We start from the raw sequence: 20,847 nt of genomic DNA on the forward strand, positions 1-20,847 counted from the left end.
TCAACTACAGTTTATTTACAAAATCCAATTGAACAAATCCCCCTGACATCGTGGTATAGGCATGAAATAATTTGGTATTAAAAGTTGACCTCAAAAATGTGAATATTATGTAGTTTTTTCACACCAAAACAAATTCAACTTTGGGGTTTTCCATTAACCCTCACCTGTCACATTTTAACAAAATTCAAATATACAAGCACATATTTCACAGCACCCCCAAACCACAAACCCGCACTTCTACCCCAATTTACCCTGTCACAACAAAACCTCAACTATACGAAAAACTAATGTCAATGGTTTCACTAAAATGCCATTTTAGCCCGGATCGCAACGGAAACCCCGCAGCGAGGCACGAGCGAGGAGTTGGAGTGGAGAGCCGGCACGGATGCTCAATCGGAGCGGGATGTTTATGCTCCAAAAAATCATACTCGGCTACCACAAAAGTTCATTTTGGGCGATGAGGTGGTGCAATGGGGTAAATCTGTTAACTTTGGGGGGTGATTTCGAAGGAAACGATTGGGCGGATTATGGATGCTTCCAGGATTGAGGAGGTGGTGGGGGATTTTGTGAATTTGAAGCGTAGGGGGGTGAATTTGATTGGGAAATGTCCTTTCCATAATGAGAAGACGCCTTCGTTTACTGTCTCTGTGCCCAAGGGCATTTATAAGTGTTTTGGATGCGGGAAAAGTGGTAATTCTGTCGGGTTTGTGATGGAACATGAGCAGCTGAGTTATCGGGAGGCGCTGATTTACCTGGCGAACAAATATCATATTGAGGTTGAGGAAAAGCAACGCACAAATGAGGAGATTCAGGAGGAAAATCGCAGGGAAAGTTTATTTATAATTAACGGCTTCGCGCAAACGTATTTTAATGAATATCTGCACAACGATGAGGAAGGCAAAAGTATCGGCCTGAGCTATTTTACGGAACGGGGTTTGCGCAGCGATACCATCGAAAAATTTAAATTGGGTTTTTGTCCGGGCGATGGTGAAACGTTTACGCGCATAGCTACCAACACGGGCTATAAATTAGAATTGCTGCAACAACTTGGGCTGACTTCGCAATACGGAAAAGATTTTTTCCGCGGCAGGGTGATGTTTCCTATCCATAGCATCACGGGAAAGGTGCTGGGTTTTGGTGGGAGGACGTTGAGTGCGGACAAAAAAATTCCGAAATATATCAATTCGCCGGAGACGGATATTTATTTAAAAAGTAAAATTGTTTTCGGCATTTTTCAGGCGCGCAAAGCGATAACACAACGCGAGGAATGTTACCTCGTGGAGGGTTATATGGATGTGATTTCGTTATCGCAAAGCGGGATTGAAAATGTGGTTGCATCATCGGGAACTTCGTTGACGCAGGATCAGGTGCGGTTGATTAAACGATACACACCGAATTTAACGATTTTATATGATGGTGATAGCGCGGGTGTAAAAGCTGCACTACGGGGATTGGAAATTGCTCTTGAAGAGGGCATGAATGTAAAGGTGGTTTTATTGCCCGCTGAAGATGACCCGGATACTTACGTGCAAAAATTAGGCGCCGACGGTTTTAGAAAATATATTGAGGATAATAAAAAAGATCTTATCCATTTAAAAACGGATTTATATCTTGAAGATGCAAAAGGTGATCCGGTAAAAGTTGCGGGAATTATTAAAGATATTGTTCAGAGTATAGCAAAAATTCCTGACGGCATTACACGCAGTCTTTATTTAAAACAAACTGCACGCAATTTAAATGTTGAGGAACAATTATTAATTTCTGAAACAAATAAAATTTTACGCAAAGGGGCTTTTGATAAATTATCAAACAACGATAAAGCTTCTGTTGAACATACCGAAATTACACCTGTTGCGAAGGAACAACCTTCGTTTACCTTCCACCTCGACGAAGCGCAGGAACGTGATATCATAAGGCTTCTGCTGGAAAACAGCAATTTTGAAGTGGATGGTGAAAATGCAGTCGGCCGTATTTTGCGCAACCTTGCTGATGTGGAAATTGAAAATGAATTATACCGAAAAGTAATTGATGAATATCGTACGTATTACGAACACAATGAATTTTTACCGCAGGTATATTTTATTAATCACGATGATGATGCAATAAAAAATTTATGTATCGATTTATTACAATCGCCATACGAAATTAGCGACAACTGGATTAAAATGCACGATGTGCCAATTACGGAAAAACAATTTTTAGTAAAAAAAGATATTGTTAAATCTATTTCATTGTTGAAGTTGAAAAAAATTATCAAAATGAAACATGATGTAGATTTGCGTATTCAGGAATTATCTACAAGCACTGATGAATTGGCAACGGATGAAATTAGAATGTGTATGAAAGAGAGTATGCAGTTGCAGGTGATTATTCATAAACTTGCGAAGGATACGGGGACTACTGTGTTGCCGGTTGTAAATTAATGTGCGAATGTACCTATGTACCGATGTACCAATGGAACAGCCGGATTTGAGTAGGATTTTTATTTGGAGTTGGTTGGAGTGGATTTTGTGTATATATCACAAGTTGTTAATTAAACAGCCGAATTTTAGTGTAATTTGTTCTGTGCCATTTGCGTGTATTTTTTTGTGAACTTTGTGTTACCAAAAAAATAAAGCGAAGGATTTATTGCAAAAAAAATTAATTAATTATTCATTGCTTCGGAACGCATTTTTTCGCTGAGTTCTTTGCCTAGGAATTTGTCGATGATGTTGTGGACCCAATATAGTACGGGCGTGAGAACGATGGCTGCACCCATTTTGTAAACGTAATTAACTGTTGCCACTGCAAGCCATAAACTAATTGGCCAATGTGCAGGTCCGATAACAAATGCGACATATAATACCACCACGCTATCAATTATTTGTGATATTGCAGTTGAGCCTGTTGCACGTAACCAAATTTTTCCTTCGCCGGTTGCGCGTTTTATTCTATGAAAAACAAATACGTCAATTAATTGTCCGAGTAAAAATGCAATGATGCTTCCAGCTATAATCCACATGCCTTGTCCGAAAATTACTGCATACGCATTTTGCATATCGGGCACACCTTTGTCGGTATACGATGCAGGCCAAAATCCGGCGGGAGCTAAATTAATGGCGATGTAAATAATTCCGAAGGCGTATAAAATAAATACGACTGCGAGATAACTTAATCGTCGCACGCCACGCACGCCAAAATATTCGTTGATGATATCGGTCATGATAAAAACAAATGGCCATAAAATAACACCTACGGTGAAATTGAGGGAGCCTTGCTCGCCGAATAAATTCCAGTTGAATGGTTTCCAGCCAAAGCTGTCTTCGAGCGCGAATATTTTCACGCCGATGAGTTCGGCTAATAAGGCGTTGGTGACTAAAAACACGCCCAGGATAAGGAGGAGGCGTGCGGCTTTGCTCGCGAATGGATTGTGATGTTGTTCCATGTTGTAATATTAGGGAAAAAATAAGTGAGGTGCGTTGCTCGCGGGGTGGTTGTTGCTCGCGGGTGTTGTTTCTCGCGGGGTGTTGTTTCTCGCTAAGCGCGCTAAGGGCAAAGGGCGCGGAGGGATGGTGTGGGTGGTTGATGTGGAAGATTGGAACCTGCCACAGCAGGCAGGCGCGGAACCCGACGGGGCGGGTCGCTGTCCCGATAGCTATCGGGATGGGCGGATTTAAACTGATTTTTTTAGGATGGTGTGTGATGGATGCCCGCTAGCGGGACGCTGATTTTTTGGATGGTGTGATATATAACGATTTTGATGGAGAGGGTATAGTTCATATTTACTGATAAATTTGAGTAAATCCGTTATGTAGGGGCGAATTGCATCCGCCCTTACATAACGGATTTACGAATTGTTACGATTAATTAAATCCCCGGCAAGTGAGATGCTGATTTTTGGGATGATGTGTTTTGAAAGGAACACAGATTGAACGGGTTAAACGGATAAGGACGGATTGATATTGAGCTGAATTAAAATTTTAAGACCATTTAGGAAATGTGGTATGTAACGGCGTATTGCATGCGCCCTTACATAACGGGTTTGCGGGATTTGAAAGATTAATTTTCAATTTTATCATCAAAATAATAACCTTAGGTTACATCTTCAGCCTACTCGAAACCACTCATTGCTCATTACTCAGCACTCATCCACGACCACTCATTACTCATCGCTCATCCCTCATCGCTGAATTCAGTATCTTTGCGGCCGAATTGAGTTTGAAATGAGCGTACAATCAGAGATACAAATAAGAAGAACATTTGCGATTATTAGTCACCCGGATGCCGGAAAAACGACCCTTACGGAGAAGTTTTTGCTTTATGGTGGTGCAATTCAGGTTGCGGGAGCGGTGAAGAGTAATAAAATCAAAAAATCTGCTACCAGCGACTTTATGGAAATTGAACGTCAGCGTGGTATCTCTGTGGCTACCTCGGTGATGTCGTTTGAGTATGAAGGTGTTAAAGTGAATTTATTGGATACTCCCGGTCACAAGGATTTTGCGGAGGATACTTATCGCACATTAACTGCAGTGGATAGTGTTATTTTGGTTATCGATTGCGTGAAGGGTGTTGAGGAGCAAACCATGCGTTTGATGGAAGTTTGTCGCATGCGCAAAACACCGGTTATCATTTTCATCAATAAAATGGACCGCGATGGAAAAGATCCATTTGATTTGTTGGATGAATTGGAAGAAAAATTAAAAATTCGTGTTCGTCCGCTCAGTTGGCCGATTAATATGGGGACACATTTTAAAGGTGTGTATTCTTTATATCATAAAAAACTCAATTTATTTCGTCCGGGTTCGCAGCGTGTTGAAGATGATGTATTGATTATTGAAGATTTAAAAGATGGTTTATTAGATAAACAAGTTGGTGAACGTGATGCAAAACAGTTGCGTGAAGATGTTGAATTAATTGAAGGCGTTTATCACGAATTTGATCGCAAACCATATTTGGATGCAGATATTGCGCCGGTATTTTTTGGTTCTGCGATTAACAATTTTGGTGTGCAGGAATTATTGGAGACATTTATTCAAATTGCTCCAGTTCCTCAGGGACGCGAAACAGATGCACGTTTTGTAAGTGCAGATGAAAATAAATTCAGTGGTTTTATTTTTAAAATCCACGCGAATATCGACCCGCGTCATAGAGACCGGATTGCCTTCTTACGTGTATGTTCCGGGCATTTTGAGCGCAATAGTTTTTACCATCATGTGCGATTGGATAAAAACTTACGGTTTAATAATCCCTATGCATTTTTAGCATCGAGTAAAGATGTAATTGATGAGGCTTTTCCAGGTGATGTGATTGGTTTGTATGATACCGGCAATTTTAAAATTGGAGATACTTTAACGGAAGGTGAAGATTTAATGTTTAGAGGGATTCCGAGTTTTTCGCCTGAGATATTTAAGGAATTGGTGAATATGGATCCGATGAAAACCAAACAATTAGACAAGGGTATTCAGCAGTTAACGGATGAAGGTGTTGCACAGTTATTTATTCATAATAATGGTTATAAAAAAGTTGTTGGTGCAGTTGGCGAATTACAGTTTGAAGTAATACAATATCGCCTTGAAAATGAATACGGTGCAAAATGTCGTTTTGTCCCAATTCAAATGAATAAGGCCTGCTGGTTAACCACCACCGATAAAAAACAATTGGATGAATTTATTCGTTTAAAAATAGATTTTATTTATTACGATAAAGATCAAAATCCGGTTTACATGGCGGAGACTGGTTGGGCATTAAATGTGGCAATTGAAAATCATCCAAAAATTACTTTCCACACCACAAGCGAATTTAAAACTGCAACATTGGTTTAATAGCCTTGACAAAATTTTAAGCTTCGATTGATTAACTTTATCAGGTGAAACGAAACATCCTGTATACTATTTTAAGTTGTTTACTCAGCCTGAGTATACATGCACAGGATAAAATGAAGGTGTATTTAATTCCGGGTCAGGGCTCCGATTGCAGGATTTATAAAAACCTACAATTTGATGCACGTTTTGATACGGTGCATATTAATTACATCACTCCCCTGCCGCTGGAATCGATGACGGCCTATGCGCACAGGTTAAGTGTACAAATTGATACGACTGAAACATTTTGTATTATCGGAGTATCCTTAGGTGGCATGCTTGCGACAGAAATGACGGATTTTATGCACCCCAAAAAAGTAATTGTAATTTCCAGCGCAACGGATTCAACTGAAATTCCTGCGTTATATCAGTTTTTTAATAAACATCCTATTCATCGTTATATTCCTTCCAGCGTATTTAAATACTCCACGTTTATCATGCAGCCTTTGTATGAACCTGACCGCAAATTGGAACGTGCAACTTGTAATGCGATGATTGCAGAAAAGGAAGATGTATTTATTAAATATGCAACGGAAATGATTGTATCGTGGAAACGTACACCTGAACAAAATGAAAATAAAACCATCATTCACATTCATGGCAGTGCGGATAATACTTTACCAATTGAATCTATAAAAGCAGATTATATCATTCCGGGAGGCTCGCATATGATGGCACTTACACAGGCAGATACGATTTCTGTGATTATCAATAAAGAATTACTAAAATAATTAATCGAGGTCCGGTTTTTTGCGCAGTTGTTTTTTCTCGCCTGCTATTTTTTTATCATTAATTCTTTTCGCAACAACCGATTTTGGTGTTTTTGTTTTTACGCGTTTTTTTACCGGTATTAAAGCCTTGGCAAATAATTCGTATAATTTTTCGGTAACCAGTTGTTTGTTTTTTAATTGAGAACGGGCTTCTTCACAAACCAAACGTAATTCACCTTCACTGTTTAGCAGGTGACTACATTTTTGCAATAGAATTTGTTTTTGATCTTCAGATAAAAATGTTGAAGTAGAAATAGTAAAATACAATTCTACTTTAGTAGAAACTTTATTTACATTTTGTCCGCCCTTACCACTGCTGCGAACTGCTTTAAAAGTAAATTCTGATGATAAATCAGGGATATGTTGAATAGCAGACATTAAGTACGCATTTTATCCAGCAGGTCGCAGACTTTTTTTGCTTCTGCGGGGGTTAAATTACTCATGATGCTATCGAGGTTATCGATATCCTCATCAATTTGTTCGAGCAGATTTACACCTTTAGCAGAAAGCACAACATCAACCTGGCGTTTATCTTCTTTACATTTTTTTCTTTTCACCAAACCTTTGGCATCTAATTTATCTACTAAACGTGAAGCATTACTTTGTTTATCGAGCATACGTTCAATCAATAAATTTACGCTTGCGGGATTAGGGTATTGACCTCTTAAAATGCGCAATAGGTTATATTGTTGTGGAGAGATATCAAACTTTTTAAAAAAGTGAATTTGACGGATATTGAGCCAACTCGTGGTAAACATTAAGTTCACGAGAAGTTTATGATATTCATCTTTAAACTTAGATTGTTTTATTTCGTCCTCAAGTTTCATAATTGCGTGTTTAACGTGAATGTTGTTATAAAAGTATAAAAAAAAACGGCAAAGCACCAAAGCGCTTACCGTTTATATCTTGAACAATATTTTATTGTTTTATAAATTGACGTGTGATTTTACCGGAATTAGATTCAACCAGAACAAAATAATTTCCTGCAGCTAAATCTTTAACTTCATTTACTACTACAACGGTTTGCGGTTCATCAACCTGGTATTTTTTGCTAATGACCATTTCACCACTCAGCGAAAAAATGCGCACTTGAACCGGTCCTGTCGACTGGCCGAGGGCAATGTTGATTTTATCGGAAGTTGGTGAAGGGAATACCTGCATTTCGTTCATTTCACCTTCTTTATGTGTTGGGGTATAAAAGTCGAGAATTGCAGATTTGCCTGTCCAACCCCCATCACATTTTGCAGCAACAAATGCGGTATAATGTGCACCGGGTACCAAACCACCCATAATTAAAACAGAATCTTCTGTTAGAATTCTATACTCTGTTCCGGGGCCGTCTAAACGTTTCATGTAAAATTTATATTTCTGTGCACCATACAACCAATCCCAACCAATGGTAACAGAGTTTGGTGTAATAAAATAAATTGCAGGATGCTGAGGCGGGTCACATTGTTGCGGCTGACCGTAGAATGCATATACTGCACCTTCACGTGTTTGGTCATTGGAATATTCATCGCCGGAAACAATGATATCATCATATCCATCGCCATTAATATCTCCACCATTCGTGAGATTTGTGCCAACTACATCAGCGCTGTCCATTCCTTTGAAAGTCCATGTAGGATTACGTTGTGGCCCTTTTGGACCACCCAGATATAATTCAGCCTTACCGGCGTTCATTAAATCGCCATTATCGTAATATTTAGACCCAACCAATAAATCGTCGTAACCATCGTGATTCAAATCGCCGGCTTCGTTTACGTTAAATGCAAATCGTTCATCGTATTGAGTGCCGTTTGCCACCCATCCGATTTCTGGTTGCAATCCGCCTTCGCTGCCATAATGTACATGTAATTTACCTGCCTGATAAACACCTAAAGCATCAAATCTTGGAGCACCAACAACCACATCATCAAAACCATCTCCATTTAAATCGCCTGCGCTGGATAAGTTGATTGCAAAAAAGGAAGTATCCATAGCGCCGCCGGCAACCATAAAATCAGGAATACCATCCGGTCCGGTTGCACTGCCTTCGAAGGTGCACAACATGCCATCTCCAATTAAAAAGATATATCCGCCAATATGTAAGTCGTTATAACCATCGCCGTTCACATCCCCTGCTCTATCCATTGATACGCCAAGGTTTGCGTCTTCAACAATACCAACGCACGACATAAAAGGAGTAGTATTTATGCCATCTTCAGCACCATTAAAAATCCAGAATTTGCCGGCTTTATTACCGGAGTCACCCAGCACTTCATCATCATCCCACCCGTGCGCGCCAACACAAATTTCGTCATATCCATCGTCATTTAAATCGCCTGCAATTACAACAGCCTCACCCAACTTTGCACCTTTTCGGTTACCACGCATGGTCCAAAATGGCGTTGTTGATGGTCCGTCAGGTCCGCCTAAGTATAGATAAACCTTGCCTTCATTAACTTTAAATTCAGAATATTCATGTGAACCAATCAATACATCAGCATAACCATCATTATTAACATCCCCCTTAATTGAAACACAACGACCATAACCACTGCTGTCATGTTCACCGTAAAGCACCCAATCCGGTTCAATGGATAATCCTTCAGGAGAACCGTAATAAATAAATACTGCGCCTTCGCCAACAAATGCATGCTCATAACTTGGAGCGCCTACAATTACATCATCATATCCATCACCATTCACATCGCCACCGCCATCGATCCAGAAACCAAATTCACAGTCGGTGTCGTTCCCTTCTACCTTCCAGTCAAACTCAGGCGCCACAGGAGGTACCACCAATGCGGTAAACAGCACAGTGGTGCAGGTTAAAAGCAGCGAATTAATTAGTAGTTTATTCATTATTTTAAAGTCTCAATAAAGGTAAAACCTTTTACCTGCCTATCCAAAATGATTTTCGTCAATTAGAGCAGGATAACAAATTAAAAAGAAAGCGTTAAACCCGCATTCCAGTTGATTCCTGCCTGCGGATAAAAGCCCATTAATTGTGACGGTGTATCTTCATAGATGTAACGGTACACCCATGCGTTGCTCTCATATAATTGATTTGTAACGTTTTGTAAGTTAAAATTAAATGCGAGCGATGAACCCTGCTTGCGGGTAAAAACATATCGCAAACCGGCATCATGTAATAAATAGGCATCGAGTTTTCTTTCTTCACTGTTGCTGTTATCAGCATATTGTTTACCCACATATTTGGAAGTAAATGATAATGTGATACGATTGGAATATTTTACGCCGGTAATATCCAAAATATTGTATGCGAGTTTATTAAAAACGATTGTTGAAGGAGAAAATGCTATACTAGAATTATTATAGGTGATAGGTGTTTGTTCTCCTGTGTCCCAGTTATCTAAATATTCGGTGTATTCAACAATGGTATTTTTACTTAAGGTAAAATTTGCTTCCCAGGTTAATTTATCTGTAAAAAACATTTTTGCCCAAGCAGCTTCAATTCCGGTTCTGTAACTGGATGGAATATTTGTTCTGGTATATGCACCAACATCATTAATTTCTCCTGTTAATACCAATTGATTTTTGTAATACATCATGTAATAATTTAACGAGAATTGCCATCCTTTAAATTGAATGCGCTCTCCTATTTCTGTATTATATAAATGTTCAGGTGATGGTCTGCTTTGGGAAGATGATTCCACATAGTCGTCACGGTTGGGCTCTTTGCCTGAAACACCAGCAAATACGTAAGTTTCAAAGGAATTGCTGTGTAAAAATGTTATGCCGGCTTTAGGATTAAAAAATAATAAATTCACTGTTTGCTCCAGCGGAATTCCTTCATCATCATAACCCAAAAAACGATAGTTTACATCGCGCAACTGCAGGTCTGTTAATACATTTATTTTTCGTGTTTTATATATCCATTGTCCGAACACATTTGCATCGTGTTTTAATGCATCATTTTGATACCATTCATAATTATGTGGTAAAGATGAAGCGTATTCACTCCAAATAACATTTCCAAAATGATCGCCTGCATGTAAATACCAGGCACCACCAAAGTTCAAGGTATTATTATCATCAACTTGATTTTCATATTGCATAAAAACACCACCGAAATCACTGTCCAGCCATTTTTGTGTAATTAAATCTGTTGATGTAATGGTATCACTTCCAACAATTACATCCTCAACCCCATAATCACTAAATAACTGCTCGCTTTCATATTGTTCATAGTAGCCTTTCCCTTTTGTGTAATTAAACGTGATGCGCAATACATCAGATGTGTTTAAATTAAAAATATTATGCCACTGATAATGCGTTTGGATATAATTATCTGTTTGATTTTCATACGTATACGGATTGTAGGTACGGTTGGTATCCAGTATTTCAGCCGGTACACCAGCCCATGACTGGTAAGTTATTTCGTTACCGGAAAATACATTGATGATAGCTTTATATTTAATTGTTTGATAAGCAGCCGTAATAAAATAAGAATTTAAATCAGCGTAAGCACGGTCAACATATCCCTCAGAATAAACATCCGAATAACGGCCTTCCAGTTGCCAGTGATCATTAATTAATCCTGTTCCAAATTGAATCATTTTTTTTGAAAGGTTAAATGAGCCGGTATGATATCCTAATTTAACGAAAGGTTTGCGACTTAAAACATTGGTATTAATATTTACTGCAGCACCAAAAGAGCTGATACCATTTGTTGAAGTTCCAACACCGCGTTGAATCTGTATTTCATCAACACTCGACGCAAAATCGGGTAAATCGACCCAATAGGTTTGTTGTGATTCTGCATCATTATATGGAACACCATTTACTGTAATATTCACTCTTGTGGCATCACTTCCGCGTATACGCAAACCCGTATAACCCACGCCATTGCCCGCATCGGAGGTAACAACTGTTGAAGGTGTTGACTCCAGCAGAAAAGGCATATCCTCCCCAAAATTATTTTCATTTAATTGTTTACCCATTATAGTAGTATAAGTAACAGGTGCATTTGATACTATTGTATTTGCACTTATTCGAACCGGGAAAAAAATATGATTTGCAGGTGTTAAATAAATTAATATTTTTCGTTCATTACCATTTATTAGAATTTCATTTCCTTGTGCATCGTACTCTTTGGTTATCACAAATCTTATTAATCCTTCCGAAAAAGAAATATGCTTAACAGCCGGACTTTCAAATTCGGGAATTACAACTGAAAAATACCCTGCTGAATCAGTAAAAGTTGAAACATTTGCTTTTTTAAAATATACAAGCGCATCGGAAATGGGTTTATCAACTTCTTCAATTAAAACGTTACCACTTACTGTAATTTGGGTAAAAGAAAATGTGCTTGAGAGCAGTATAGATATACAAAAAATAAATTTTTTCATGACAAAGGTTTACAGTTTGAAACCTGCAAATGGAGCCTTTGCCGGAAGAAAAAAAATTCCTCAATCCCTACCCGGAATTACCCGGCCAGGTTCGATGGGTTTAATCTCAGTCTTTAGCTTACGCTATCAACACCCCATGAGATAATACAAAGGTATAACAAAAATATTAGTATAACTGTTGTGGCTCATTATCAAGGTATTGCATAACAGTTTGCATCCGCTGTTCTACAGTTCCTTTTAATTCGACAAAACGCACTTTATATTTTATCATATGCTCTTTGTAAACGTTATATAAATGTTCGCGACGATGTGGATCTTCCCGTTGTGGATCAGGTTGCCATGGGAAGTCGGGTGCACATAAAAAATATACTGCCGGAACACGATCAATTGTTGCATGACTTAACCAAGGTTCACAACGCTGGTATTTATCATCGCACCAAATTTTTATGGTAAGTAAATCGGTATCACAAATTAATAATGGCGGATTGAGCGATTTAATTCGTTCTTCCTCACTCATTTGCAACATGGCAATACTTAGTAAATCGTCGTATTCGTATTTTCTATTTAGGGAGCTGATAAACGGGCGTGCCATTTCGGGAACATACGGCAGGCTAAGCTTTTGGGATAAGTAATTTACCAAAGTAGTTTTTCCGCATGATTCGGGACCGGTAAAAACAATTTTATGTATCATTTTGCCGCTTTTAAGGTGTTATATTTTTTTATCCATGCAATTAATCCTGCAATGGCTATAACTGTAAAAATAAGGTACTGTATTGAACTTAGGCATAATCCTTTCGAAAAAAATAAAGGAATACAAACCATATCTCCTGCAATCCAATAAATCCAGTTTTCAATTTTTTTTCTGGCCATCAACAACATGGCAATAAAAAATACTGCTGTTGTAGCACCATCCCAATAAGCAACAACCGAATCGGTATGTTCATTCAGAATATATCCAAATAACAAAGCCAAAAAAGTAGTTCCGGCTAAATAATACACATTTTCTGCTTTGCGGTTCCAACTGATTTTTGATTCTTTAGAAATAGGGTCTGCTGTTTCAAAAACGTATGGTGCATCGAGTTCCTGAGCCACCGGTTTATTATCCTGTCTTGAAACTTTTCCGCCAAACTTCCAGTAATACCATCCATAAACACTTACAACAAAATAATAGGCATTTATTAAACCGTCGGCATATAGTTTTACTTCAAAACAAATATATACATATAACAAAACGGAGATGATGCCTACAGGATAAACCAGGATACTTTCTTTTCGGGCAAACCACACACTCAATATTCCGGTAACCACTGCAATTATTTCAGGAATGGTCATCAATAAAAAAGAATCATGCAGGCAGTCGCTCAGTTGAAAGTCCATAAAAAAACAAAGCTGCAACAATTGTTACAGCTTTGACAAAATTAGTTGATATGAACCGATTAGTTACCAAAAACCTGTTGTAATAAATCAGTTACCTGATGTTCAACATCGGTTCTGATATTTATTTCTTCCTGACCAAGCAGGATAAATAAGCCATCAAGACCTTTGTTTGTAGCATAATCAGCTAAATCGGTATTTACATCTTCCACTAAAGGAATGGTATTATATAAGTCAATAACATCTTCCCATGCTTGTTGTGCGCCAACACCTTCCAGTGAATTTTGAATATCGGGTTTAAAAGCGCTGTATAAATCGGTAAATGTTTGAATACGCAAATAATTTGTAGCAGCAGTATCAACGCCGTTAAGGATAGAAAGTGCATCATCGAAAGTAATATTGGTGATGGCATCTTTTAAAATTGGTTTTGCTTCATCAGCAGCATCTTCAGCGGCATGGTTGAGTGAGGTAACAAATCCATCAATCAATAAATCACCACCGGGAATAGCGCCAACAACGGTTTGTACGATACCTGCTTCTTCAGGGAAAAGTATTTTAATATCAGCATTATTTAAATAACCATCAAGTGCCGAACCATGTGTAATGGCAGTATCTGTTCCAACTGAAAGCGCTTCGCGTAATGCAGAAGCTACGTCGCCATCGGATAATAAATCGCCGAGGTTAATGTCTTCACACGACATAAAAACGGTTGAAGCGGCAAAAGGAACTAAAAATAAATAGTGGATTTTTTTCATAGCTGTCGATTTCAGGCACTAAAATAAAATATCGTGCCATCTTTATCAAGTTCTCAATCAACAATTGTAATAAACTACTGTAAGGATACGTTAAATGTCGTCGGTTTTTAGCGGAAATAAGCTAAAAATGTCTTGAATATCCTGAAACACACGCCGTAACTTTGTATTAAAGAAAATTAAATATATGCAGCGTAGTGTTTTTGTTTCCCTTGTTGTTCTTGTATTAATCGGAGCAGCATCTCTCCAAGCTTGTAAACACACACCATTAGACTTTATACCGGAAGATCCGATTTTAATTGTTGACACAACAGGTGGTGGACCGGATACGCTTTTAACTTCAAATTGTGACCCGGATACGGTTTATTTTGAAAATGACGTATTTCCGATATTATTATCGAATTGTGCTATGAGTGGTTGTCACGACAATGTTACGCATGAAGAAGGAATTAACCTTACTACGTATGCAAAAGTGATTTCAAGCCATATTATGGATGCCGGTGATCCTTTTGACAGTGAATTTTATGATGTAATAACCGAAAGTGGAGATGACAAAATGCCACCTTGGCCAAACCCACCTTTAACTGCTGAGGAAATCGACTTAGTAATGACTTGGATGGAACAGGGTGCATTAAATAATTCATGCACCGACTGCGATACAACAGCTGTAACTTTCAGCGGAACCATACTTCCTATAATGCAGGCTTATTGCACCGGTTGTCACAGCACCGGCTCGCCTGATGGCTCTATATCCTTAACTGCTTACAATGGTGCAGGTTCAAACGATGGCATTGCAGATGTTGCTGCAGATGGTCGTTTACTTGGTGCTATTCAACACGAAGTTGGCTTTGTTTCAATGCCTCCGGGCGGAAGTACATTACCTGACTGTTTAATTGACCAAATTCGTATATGGGTTGAGGCCGGTTATCCGGAAGATTAATAATAATCACCATTTATTCTCTAACGCTACAGCACTAATAATCAATTAGTTGTGTTGTATGTATTGAGAATCAAATTAAAAACAATGAAAACTTTCAGGATTATTGGTGTGGTGTTAGGTGCTATTGCATTTGCGGGTGTTGGATGTAAACATAATTCGCTGATTGACCTTACTGACCCAACAGTTACAATTGACTGTGACCCGGATACGGTGTATTTTCAAAATGATGTTTTACCATTATTGGTATCTAATTGTGCTAAAAGTGGATGTCACGAAAGTGGTGGCGGTCATGAAGAGGAAGCTAATCCGCTGAGCAGTTATAATGAGGTGATGGCAAGTGATTATGTTGACCCATTTAATGCCAATCATTCAAAATTAATTGAAGTTTTAACTGAAAGTGGTGAAGATAAAATGCCACCACCACCAAATGAACCATTAACCAGTGCACAACGTAGTTTATTGGAAAAATGGATAAATCAGGGTGCACGAAATAATGCATGCGAAGGCGGAGATTGTGATACCACCATTGTAAATTATTCAAATCAAATAGTTCGAACCGTAAATACCTATTGTAAAGGTTGCCATAGCGGAGCATCACCTTCAGGAGGAATTGACTTATCTTCGTACTCCGGTGTAGCGGCAATTGCAGCAAACGGCAGTTTTCTGGGATCTGTACAATTTGATGGTGGTTACGTATCAATGCCTTACAATGGCATGATGTTATCGGACTGTAAAATTGCTGAAATTAGAATCTGGATAGAAAATGGATACCCAAATGATTAAGAAAAATTTTAAATTACAGTTAATTGCTGTAGGTTTGATAGCAGGAAGTTTTTTACCTTCATGTTATTACGATAGTAAAGAAGAGCTTTTAGGAACAAATTCATGTGATACTGTGGATGTAACTTATGCTGTAACCATTGTTCCTATTTTAGAAAGTCAGTGTTATAGCTGCCATAATACTGCAAATGCAGATATTTTAGGTGGCGGAACTAATTTAGATGGATATGATAATCTGATGGGTTATGTAACTGCTTCAGATCCTGATAATAGTTCATTTTATAACACAGTAGCTTGGGTTTCCGGTTATTCGTTTATGCCAAAATCGGGAAGTCAGCTAGGGGAATGTAATATTTTAAAAATTCGCGCCTGGATTAATGCAGGAGCTGTAAATAATTAAACCAAAAACCACTAATGTTAAAATATTTTACCCTTTCGATGTTGTTGGCAGTTTCAGGCATGCTGACGGCACAAAATAATAATGTTTACGCAACCGAAACTTTTCGAGATACCCGTATCATAAGCGGCCAAAGTGTTGAAACCAGTGTTCAGGGACAAGCCAAGTTTATTATTTCGCACCGTTTCGGCGATATTTATCAGGAAAATCCATTTAGTTTATTGTATAACTTTTTCGGCTTCAGTGGTGGTACAAATATGCGTATTGGTTTAGATTACGGAATTACCAATTGGCTTACCGTTGGTGCCGGTCGGAGTAACCTCGACAAAACCTATGATGGTTTTTTGAAAGTGAAGTTATTAAAACAAAGCACCGGTGATTTTAATTGCCCGGTAACCTTATCGTTTTACAGCGATATTAGTGTAATTACAGACACTGTAAATGAAATACTTAAGCCATATTTTACAAGTGGCATCGGCTATGCCAACCAATTATTAATTGGCCGAAAGTTTACAGATGGGTTTTCTTTACAATTGATGCCCACACATGTTCACCGCAACTTAGTGGATTTAAACAGTGACCCGAATGATATTTTTGCCATCGGCATCGCAACAAAAATTCGTGTCGCAAAAAGTATTGATTTAACCGGAGAATATTATTATACCCTGCCCAATCAATTACCTGCAGGTTATGATAACTGCCTTGCAATTGGTGCCGACTTTATTACAAAAGGGCACGTTTTTCAACTACAACTTTCTAATTCACAATACCTGATTCCTGAACATTATATTGGCAGAACCGAGGGTAGTATTTTTGAGATGGTAAATGGCAAGCCCGATATTAATATACGTTTTGGATTTAATATTACCCGCACATTTAAAGTAAACGGCAGACCTTACGAATAAAAATTTGCTGAAATTTTTTTGAGAACAGAATAATTTTTATATTTGCACCACAATGATTAATTCATTAAACAAAATCGACAACAAGGAATCATAGTTCACAGGAACGATAAATCATATTTATTGAACCCGGGCTATGGTCCGGGTTTTATTAACTAAATTTTTTTATATGAGAAAAGTAGAATTTTTAAACATCGCTAACGTAAGCGAAACAGACGAATAGCCGCTCTTGCAACATAATTGTAACAAGCAGCCCGGCTCCTATTTGTCCGGGCATTTTTATGCCCTGTAGTAACCATTTTATAAATGCCACAGGCAAAATTTACAATTATGAAAAACATTAAAATTTACATTTTAATGATCATTACTATTATTAAACGAAGCAATTATTTGATTGCCTGGATTGTTGATTTAGTTGAAACCATAAATACAATTATTCAAACTACTAAAATCAGAACAACCAAACGTTTAATCAATACGTTATTAGTTTTAATTTTTTCAAAAATTATTGAAAACAAATTAAATAACTTAACGGTAACAGCAATTGATATTATTAAAATTTTATATAAATATGAAATATTAATTGCCTTAGTTAATACCCAAATTATCATTTCTATTATTTATTTAATCGAAATTTTAAATGGTGTAACTATTATAATTAACGTTGAGATTATTACATTGATTTTAACGATTTATGTATTGGTAATTGGTCAATTGACTGTAGCTGCGAAAATTAAAAAAGAAGTTCATACAAGTCATACATTTCCCGAAGCCGCTTCAGGGGTTTGTTGGGATAAAATACGACTATGACTGCATGTTGAACAGGGAATTTTAGCATTATGCACAAAAGTTCTCTGTTACAGCATGCCTAAAAAAACAAAATTGCATCATACATTTGTGTATGCATTCAGGCGAAAAAAGACCATTTTTTTCAAGGTTGTTACAACCTGTGCTCAAACCTTTTCAGCCGATTTACCATAAACTTATTGGCAAACATGTCCATACCCTGGAAACGGTTTACCCCTACCCTGTTAAACTCATTCGAATTGCCTTACGCTCAGCAGGTGCTGTGGCTTTGGGGTTGTTTGTATTATACATTTCAATATTATTGGGTGCCTTTGGTCTTGTTCCGGGTAAAAGTGAATTAAAGGCTATTAATAATTATACGGCTTCTGAGGTTTATAGTCAGGACAGTGTTTTATTAGGTAAATATTTTATTCAAAACCGCACCAATGCAGAGTTCGAAGATTTACCCGATCACTTGATTAATGCACTGGTTTCAACTGAAGACGCACGTTTTTATGAGCATAAGGGCGTAGATTTCGTGAGTTTTATCCGGGTATTGATATTGTCGATTATTTTGAATGATGATTCAGGTGGAGGAAGTACCATCACCCAGCAATTAGCCAAAAACCTTTACCAACGTAAAGATTATGGACCTTTAACCATGCCTGTAAACAAATTCCGCGAAATGATTTTAGCAGGTCGTTTGGAAGATGTTTATACCAAAAATGAAATTCTGACCTTATATTTTAATACAGTTCCCTTTGGGGAAGATTGTTACGGTATTGAAGCCGGAACACTTCGTTTTTTTAATTGCAAACCGGCTCAACTCACTATTGAACAAAGTGCGGTTTTAGTGGGATTATTAAAAGCAAATACCACTTATAATCCGCGTTTACATCCTGATGAATCGATGATTCGGAGAAATACGGTTTTGAATTTAATGGTTGCGCATGAAAATCAATACCTCACGCAAGCTTCAGCAGATAGCCTCAAAAAACTACCGCTAGAATTAAATTACCGTCGTGAAAGTGCAAGTGAAGGATTGGCGCCGTATTTCAGAGAGTTTTTAAAAGGCGAATTAGAAAAATGGGCGGAAGCTAATCCAAAAGAAGATGGCAGTAAATGGGATATTTATAAAGACGGATTAAAAATTTATACTTCCATTAACGGCAAGCTGCAGCAATATGCCGAAGAAGGTATGCAGGAGCATATGACTTACCTGCAAAAACAATTTGATAAAAGCTGGGGCAAAACCGAACCATGGAAAAACAGTAAAGCTGATGTAGTTGCGGCCGCGAGAAAAAGAAGTTCCCGCTATCAGGGCTTAAAAGATCAAGGCTACAGCGATAAGGGAATAACCAAAATTTTTGATGAGCCTGTTGAAACCAGTGTATTTACCTGGGCCGGCCAAACAGACACAACGATGACGCCAAATGATTCGTTGAAACATCATCTTATGTTTATGCAAACCGGATTTATGGCAATGGAACCAAAAACCGGATATGTTTTAGTTTGGGTTGGCGGAATTGATCATCATTTTTTTAAATATGACCATGTAACTTCAAAACGACAGGTAGGCAGCACATTTAAACCTATTGTTTATGCAACTGCAATTGAACAAGGAATTAGCCCTTGCGAATATTTCCCTAACAAAAAAATAACTTACGAGCAGTACAAATGGACACCGGGAAATTCGGATGGTGAATATGGCGGATATTATTCGATGATGGGTGGATTGACACATTCTGTAAACACCATTGCTGCAGGAATTATTATGAAAACAGGTGTTGGTCCTGTTGTAGATGAAGCCCGAAAAATGGGTATTACCAGCGATTTACCAAAAGTGCCTTCCATTGCTTTGGGAACACCGAGTATATCGCTGCAGGAAATGGTAACTGCTTATGGATGTTTTGCCAATAGAGGTTTACGTGCCGACCCACAATATTTAGTGCGCATTGAAACTGCACAAGGTGAAATATTATTTGAACATGAAGACATTAAAAAAACCAGAGCTTTGAGTCAGGAAACGGCTGATTTAATGATTCAGATCATGAAAAGTGTTGTAAATAACGGAACAGCTAGTCGTTTGAGAGGAACCTACGGTCTTGGTATGGATCTGGCCGGTAAAACCGGAACTACACAAAATAATACGGATGGCTGGTTTATCGGCTATAATTCGCGTATTGTTGCCGGTGCCTGGGTTGGTGCTGAAGATCCTGGTATAAGATGGCGTTCAACAGCTATGGGACAAGGTGCTGCAACTGCTTTACCTATTTTCGGTAAGTTCATGTATAAGAGCAGTCACGACCCTAAAACACGAAAATATGTAACAGGAGGATTTACGGCAGCACCGGATTCGGTAATGGCGAATTTAAATTGTGCCATGTGGATTCCGGATTCCATAAATACAGATTCACTGGGATTTTTCCCTAAAATAATCGGAAATATTAAAGAGTTTCTCAATAAAACCGGTCAGGATAGTTTGATTGAAAAATATCCCGGCGCAGAAGAGTAAAACGATGTCGATTTGGTTTAATAAAAATCTGCAATTAAACGATTTTGCCCATTGGAGCAAAAATACACTTGGTGATCATATTGGTATTGAATTTATAGAAATTGGCGATGATTATTTGATCGCAAAAATGCCTGTTGACCACAGAACACATCAGCCTTACGGATTATTACATGGTGGGGCTTCAGTTGCTCTTGCTGAAACAATTGGTAGTGTTGCCGCTGCATTGGTAGTTGATGATTCAAAATTTATTACCCTGGGTATAGAAATAAATGCCAATCATATTAAAAGTGTTCGCTCCGGTTTTGTTTATGGTAAAGCCAGCCCCTTACATCTTGGTGGAAGTATACATGTTTGGGAAATAAAAATTGAAGATGCCGAACATAATTTAATTTGTATCAGCCGACTAACGGTTGCTATCAGAAGAAAATAAGTTG

The 20,847-nt window shown here is 38.0% G+C and carries 18 protein-coding genes and 1 riboswitch; of the genes, 10 read left to right on the forward strand and 8 right to left on the reverse strand.

What is annotated here, in order from left to right; translation table 11 throughout:
- Window positions 1-527 precede the first annotated feature (527 nt).
- Entirely contained in the window at window positions 528-2,423 is a 1,896-nt protein-coding gene (locus IPI65_19520) for a DNA primase (protein ID MBK7443618.1), read from the forward strand.
- 221 nt (window positions 2,424-2,644) lie between these two features.
- On the opposite strand, the gene IPI65_19525 is transcribed toward IPI65_19520, so the two are convergent.
- Window positions 2,645-3,424: a queuosine precursor transporter gene (locus tag IPI65_19525; GenBank protein MBK7443619.1), complete on the reverse strand. Its 780-nt coding sequence runs from the start codon at window positions 3,422-3,424 to the stop codon at window positions 2,645-2,647.
- Between the two features lie 778 nt (window positions 3,425-4,202).
- On the opposite strand from IPI65_19525, the gene IPI65_19530 reads away from it, so the two are divergent.
- Both IPI65_19530 and IPI65_19535 read left to right on the forward strand, forming a co-directional pair.
- A complete protein-coding gene (locus IPI65_19530) occupies window positions 4,203-5,801 on the forward strand; it encodes a peptide chain release factor 3 (protein ID MBK7443620.1) in 1,599 nt (532 codons plus the stop codon).
- A gap of 44 nt (window positions 5,802-5,845) precedes the next feature.
- On the forward strand, window positions 5,846-6,571 hold the full coding sequence (locus tag IPI65_19535) for an alpha/beta hydrolase (GenBank protein ID MBK7443621.1): 726 nt from the start codon (window positions 5,846-5,848) through the stop codon (window positions 6,569-6,571).
- Here IPI65_19535 and arfB read toward each other — a convergent pair whose 3' ends face one another.
- The 7 genes from arfB to IPI65_19570 all read right to left on the reverse strand — a co-directional run bounded on the left by arfB (window position 6,572) and on the right by IPI65_19570 (window position 14,096).
- Window positions 6,572-6,988, reverse strand: a complete 417-nt coding sequence (gene arfB, locus IPI65_19540) for an aminoacyl-tRNA hydrolase (GenBank protein ID MBK7443622.1) — start codon at window positions 6,986-6,988, stop codon at window positions 6,572-6,574. It lies immediately after the preceding gene.
- Entirely contained in the window at window positions 6,988-7,437 is a 450-nt protein-coding gene (locus tag IPI65_19545; protein MBK7443623.1) for a MarR family transcriptional regulator, read from the reverse strand. Before IPI65_19545 ends, arfB begins: the two co-directional genes overlap by 1 nt.
- 91 nt (window positions 7,438-7,528) lie before the next feature.
- A complete protein-coding gene (locus tag IPI65_19550; GenBank protein ID MBK7443624.1) occupies window positions 7,529-9,457 on the reverse strand; it encodes an FG-GAP repeat protein in 1,929 nt (642 codons plus the stop codon).
- A gap of 80 nt (window positions 9,458-9,537) precedes the next feature.
- Window positions 9,538-11,967 (reverse strand): TonB-dependent receptor, encoded by a 2,430-nt coding sequence (locus tag IPI65_19555; protein ID MBK7443625.1) that lies wholly within the window; start codon window positions 11,965-11,967, stop codon window positions 9,538-9,540.
- A gap of 46 nt (window positions 11,968-12,013) precedes the next feature.
- Window positions 12,014-12,114, reverse strand: a riboswitch (TPP riboswitch).
- 19 nt (window positions 12,115-12,133) lie between these two features.
- Window positions 12,134-12,658: an ATP-binding protein gene (locus IPI65_19560; protein MBK7443626.1), complete on the reverse strand. Its 525-nt coding sequence runs from the start codon at window positions 12,656-12,658 to the stop codon at window positions 12,134-12,136.
- Window positions 12,655-13,344 carry a nicotinamide mononucleotide transporter gene (locus IPI65_19565; protein ID MBK7443627.1) on the reverse strand — a complete coding sequence of 230 codons (690 nt, stop codon included), beginning with the start codon at window positions 13,342-13,344 and terminating at the stop codon, window positions 12,655-12,657. Before IPI65_19565 ends, IPI65_19560 begins: the two co-directional genes overlap by 4 nt.
- A 59-nt stretch (window positions 13,345-13,403) precedes the next feature.
- Window positions 13,404-14,096 (reverse strand): DUF4197 domain-containing protein, encoded by a 693-nt coding sequence (locus IPI65_19570; protein ID MBK7443628.1) that lies wholly within the window; start codon window positions 14,094-14,096, stop codon window positions 13,404-13,406.
- Between the two features lie 184 nt (window positions 14,097-14,280).
- On the opposite strand from IPI65_19570, the gene IPI65_19575 reads away from it, so the two are divergent.
- The 7 genes from IPI65_19575 (at window position 14,281) to IPI65_19605 (ending at window position 20,843) form a co-directional block, all read left to right on the forward strand.
- Complete coding sequence (locus IPI65_19575) at window positions 14,281-15,033, forward strand: hypothetical protein (GenBank protein ID MBK7443629.1); 753 nt, start codon at window positions 14,281-14,283, stop codon at window positions 15,031-15,033.
- A gap of 84 nt (window positions 15,034-15,117) precedes the next feature.
- Window positions 15,118-15,816 carry a hypothetical protein gene (locus tag IPI65_19580; GenBank protein ID MBK7443630.1) on the forward strand — a complete coding sequence of 233 codons (699 nt, stop codon included), beginning with the start codon at window positions 15,118-15,120 and terminating at the stop codon, window positions 15,814-15,816.
- Window positions 15,809-16,213, forward strand: coding sequence for a hypothetical protein (locus tag IPI65_19585; protein MBK7443631.1), 405 nt, complete (start codon window positions 15,809-15,811; stop codon window positions 16,211-16,213). Before IPI65_19580 ends, IPI65_19585 begins: the two co-directional genes overlap by 8 nt.
- Before the next feature lie 14 nt (window positions 16,214-16,227).
- Window positions 16,228-17,115 (forward strand): hypothetical protein, encoded by an 888-nt coding sequence (locus IPI65_19590; protein MBK7443632.1) that lies wholly within the window; start codon window positions 16,228-16,230, stop codon window positions 17,113-17,115.
- A gap of 327 nt (window positions 17,116-17,442) precedes the next feature.
- On the forward strand, window positions 17,443-17,922 hold the full coding sequence (locus IPI65_19595) for a hypothetical protein (protein ID MBK7443633.1): 480 nt from the start codon (window positions 17,443-17,445) through the stop codon (window positions 17,920-17,922).
- Window positions 17,923-18,061: 139 nt separating this feature from the next.
- A complete protein-coding gene (locus IPI65_19600; protein ID MBK7443634.1) occupies window positions 18,062-20,413 on the forward strand; it encodes a transglycosylase domain-containing protein in 2,352 nt (783 codons plus the stop codon).
- A gap of 4 nt (window positions 20,414-20,417) precedes the next feature.
- Complete coding sequence (locus IPI65_19605; GenBank protein MBK7443635.1) at window positions 20,418-20,843, forward strand: hotdog fold thioesterase; 426 nt, start codon at window positions 20,418-20,420, stop codon at window positions 20,841-20,843.
- The last annotated feature ends 4 nt before the right edge of the window (window positions 20,844-20,847 follow it).

Source organism: Bacteroidota bacterium, assembly GCA_016706255.1.
In the GTDB taxonomy this organism is placed as follows: Bacteria; Bacteroidota; Bacteroidia; order Chitinophagales; family BACL12; genus UBA7236.

Coding starts and splice junctions, on each gene's coding strand:
- IPI65_19575 (MBK7443629.1), top strand. CDS start 14,281: ATGCAGCGTAGTGTTTTTGTTTCCCTTGTTGTTCTTGTATTAATCGGA.
- IPI65_19590 (MBK7443632.1), top strand. CDS start 16,228: ATGTTAAAATATTTTACCCTTTCGATGTTGTTGGCAGTTTCAGGCATG.
- IPI65_19530 (MBK7443620.1), top strand. CDS start 4,203: ATGAGCGTACAATCAGAGATACAAATAAGAAGAACATTTGCGATTATT.
- IPI65_19520 (MBK7443618.1), top strand. CDS start 528: ATGGATGCTTCCAGGATTGAGGAGGTGGTGGGGGATTTTGTGAATTTG.
- IPI65_19555 (MBK7443625.1), bottom strand. CDS start 11,967: ATGAAAAAATTTATTTTTTGTATATCTATACTGCTCTCAAGCACATTT.
- IPI65_19570 (MBK7443628.1), bottom strand. CDS start 14,096: ATGAAAAAAATCCACTATTTATTTTTAGTTCCTTTTGCCGCTTCAACC.
- arfB (MBK7443622.1), bottom strand. CDS start 6,988: ATGTCTGCTATTCAACATATCCCTGATTTATCATCAGAATTTACTTTT.
- IPI65_19580 (MBK7443630.1), top strand. CDS start 15,118: ATGAAAACTTTCAGGATTATTGGTGTGGTGTTAGGTGCTATTGCATTT.
- IPI65_19560 (MBK7443626.1), bottom strand. CDS start 12,658: ATGATACATAAAATTGTTTTTACCGGTCCCGAATCATGCGGAAAAACT.
- IPI65_19545 (MBK7443623.1), bottom strand. CDS start 7,437: ATGAAACTTGAGGACGAAATAAAACAATCTAAGTTTAAAGATGAATAT.
- IPI65_19525 (MBK7443619.1), bottom strand. CDS start 3,424: ATGGAACAACATCACAATCCATTCGCGAGCAAAGCCGCACGCCTCCTC.
- IPI65_19550 (MBK7443624.1), bottom strand. CDS start 9,457: ATGAATAAACTACTAATTAATTCGCTGCTTTTAACCTGCACCACTGTG.
- IPI65_19605 (MBK7443635.1), top strand. CDS start 20,418: ATGTCGATTTGGTTTAATAAAAATCTGCAATTAAACGATTTTGCCCAT.
- IPI65_19585 (MBK7443631.1), top strand. CDS start 15,809: ATGATTAAGAAAAATTTTAAATTACAGTTAATTGCTGTAGGTTTGATA.
- IPI65_19595 (MBK7443633.1), top strand. CDS start 17,443: ATGAAAAACATTAAAATTTACATTTTAATGATCATTACTATTATTAAA.
- IPI65_19565 (MBK7443627.1), bottom strand. CDS start 13,344: ATGGACTTTCAACTGAGCGACTGCCTGCATGATTCTTTTTTATTGATG.